Raw genomic sequence first — 2,475 nt, 5'->3', positions numbered from 1 at the left:
GTTAGCCGTGGCGGGAGGTCCAGGACCGTCCCGCCGAAGCGGGCGCCCTCCTCGGCGAAGCAGACCGAGCGCCGGATTCCGTGGTCCTCGTTGCCCTTGAGGCTGGGCAGGTCCTCGTGCTCGACGAGGTTGGGCACCGCCGTGAGGGTGGGGACCCCGCGCGCCCGGAGGAACCGCAGGGCGGCGCGGTCGTCGGAACGCCCCTCGGCGTCCTCCATGAAACGCCCCATGTCCACGGCGAGGTCACGCGGCAGGAGCAGGGCGAGCGTGGGCATGTAGGGGTTGATGACCGGGACCGCGCTCGCACCGGTGAACACCGCCCACCGGGCCAGGTAGGCGGTGCGCGATCCCCATTCCACGAAGAGGGAGATCGCGGATTCGGGGTGCCTTTCCACGGCGGCGCGTACGGACGCGGGAAAGTCAGTGCAGACGCGCACGTCGTCCTGGAGGACGAGGTGGTGGGTGGAGTCGAAACGGGCCGCGTCGGAGAAGGCGACCCGGGAGGCGCGCAGGGAGCTGGGCGGACCCTCGGGGTCGGGGTCCACGGCCACGGAGGCGTCCGCGATCCCGAGGGAGTCCAGGACCCGTCGCGCGTCGGCTTTCCGGCGGGGATGGGTCATGACGGACGCGGACAGCACAATGGAGGAAGGAGGGTTCGGCATATACCGAGAATATCCACACAACGCCCGGAAGCAAGCCCGAAGAAAGAATTAATTTCTTCCCCATAACCCTTTACCCGGCCAGCTTAGCACACACTTTTCTACAATTCCATTCCATCGGTTCTCCACTGAACGGGGGTTCCGGGAGGACCGGTCGGGCCCCGGTACCCGCGCCGGGGCGGCGGTGTCGTGGACGTCCACGCCGTTTTCCGGGCGCCCCCGCCCCGGGCTCGGGGGAGAATGCCGGTATGCGTGTCGGTGTTCTGGGCCCCCTGCGAGTGGTCGCCGACGGCCGGAGCACGGGCGTCGGCGGTCCCCGCCTGCGCGCGCTCCTGGCCCGGCTCGCCCTGGAGGCGGGCCGCACGGTCGGCCACCGGACCCTGGCCGGGGCCCTGTGGCCCGAGGCCGGTACGGCGGACGGCCCGGACCACCCCGCGGCCGCGCTGCACTCCCTGGTCTCCCGGCTGCGGCGTGCCCTCCCGGAACCGGGCGTCCTGTGCTCCGAACCGGCCGGGTACCGCCTGGACCTGCCTCCCGACGCCGTCGACGCCCTGCTCTTCGAACGCCTGGCACGGCAGGGACGCGACGCACTGCGGGCCGGACGGCACGACGCCGCGGCCGAACACCTGGCACGGGCCCTGGATCTGTGGCGGGGTGACCCGCTGTCCGACATCGGACCGCTGCCCTACGCCGAGTCCGCCGCGGTCCACCTGCGGGAGATCCGCCTGGGCGCGGTGGAGGACCGGGCCGAGGCCGGGATGGCCCTGCCCGGCGAGGCCCCGCGCACCGCCGAACTGGAGCGGTTGGCCGCCGCGCACCCTCTGCGCGAGCGCCTACGCGCACTGCTCGTCAGGGCCCTCGACGCCGAGGGCAGGCGTGCGGAGGCCCTGTCCGCGTACGAGGACCACCGGATCCGTCTGGCCGAGGAGCTGGGTACCGATCCCGGGCCGGAGCTGCGCTCGCTGCACCTGCGGCTCCTGCGCGAGGAACGTGCCCCCGGTCCCGCGTCCGTCCCCGGGGTCGCGTCCGCGGCTGGGCCCGTGTCCGCTCCTTCGCCGCGCGGCAACCTGCGCGCACCGTTGACCACCTTCGTCGGCCGGGAGGGCGAACGGCGGCTCGTCGGGGAGCGGCTGGCCGAGTACAGGCTGGTCACCCTGGTCGGCCCGGGCGGCGTGGGCAAGACCCGCCTGGCGTCGGTCCCCCCCGCCGACACCGCCGACCGGGTGTGGCTGGTGGAACTGGGTCCGGTCGACGACCCCGACGGCGTCCCCCGCGCGGTCGCCGGGGCCCTGGGACTCCGGGGGCGCACCGATCCGGTGTCCGCCCTGGTGGACGCGTTGACGGCCGCCGACACCCTGCTGGTCCTGGACTGCTGCGAACACGTCGTCGACGCCGCCGCCGGACTGGCCGGGGAACTGCTGGGCCGCTGCCCCCGGCTGCGTGTCCTGGCCACCAGCCGCGAACCGCTCGGCGTTCCCGGCGAGGCCCTGTGCCCGGTGCCCCCGCTCGCGCCGGAGGCGGCGCGGCGGCTGTTCACCGACCGGGCGCGGGCGGCACGCCCCGACTTCTCCCCCACCGGTGAGGTGACCCGGATCTGCCAACGCCTGGACGGCCTTCCCCTGGCCATCGAGCTGGCCGCCGCGCGCCTGCGCTCGATGACCGTGGAGGCGCTCACCGCCGGTCTGGACGACCGGTTCCGGGTCTTGGGCGTAGGCAGCCGCACGGCACCGCCCCGCCACCGCACCCTGCGCGGGGTGGTCGCGTGGAGCTGGGACCTGCTCACCGACACCGAACGCGACGCCGCCGAACGGCTGTC

At 74.1% G+C, this 2,475-nt stretch carries 1 protein-coding gene and 1 pseudogene; one reads left to right on the top strand and one right to left on the bottom strand.

Translation table 11 applies throughout. The annotated features are described in order from the left end of the window. Positions 1–620 (bottom strand): annotated as a pseudogene (locus D455_RS0127980) (hypothetical protein); the annotation flags it as partial. Between the two features lie 287 nt (positions 621–907). On the opposite strand from D455_RS0127980, the gene D455_RS0127975 reads away from it, so the two are divergent. Next, positions 908–2,475 (top strand): ATP-binding protein (locus D455_RS0127975; RefSeq protein WP_017573959.1); only part of this gene is annotated, 1,568 nt, incomplete at its 3' end.

Origin of the sequence: Nocardiopsis halotolerans DSM 44410, assembly GCF_000341065.1 — a bacterium.
Classification (GTDB): Bacteria; Actinomycetota; Actinomycetes; order Streptosporangiales; family Streptosporangiaceae; genus Nocardiopsis; species Nocardiopsis halotolerans.
This window is presented reverse-complemented; position numbering and strand designations above follow the sequence as displayed.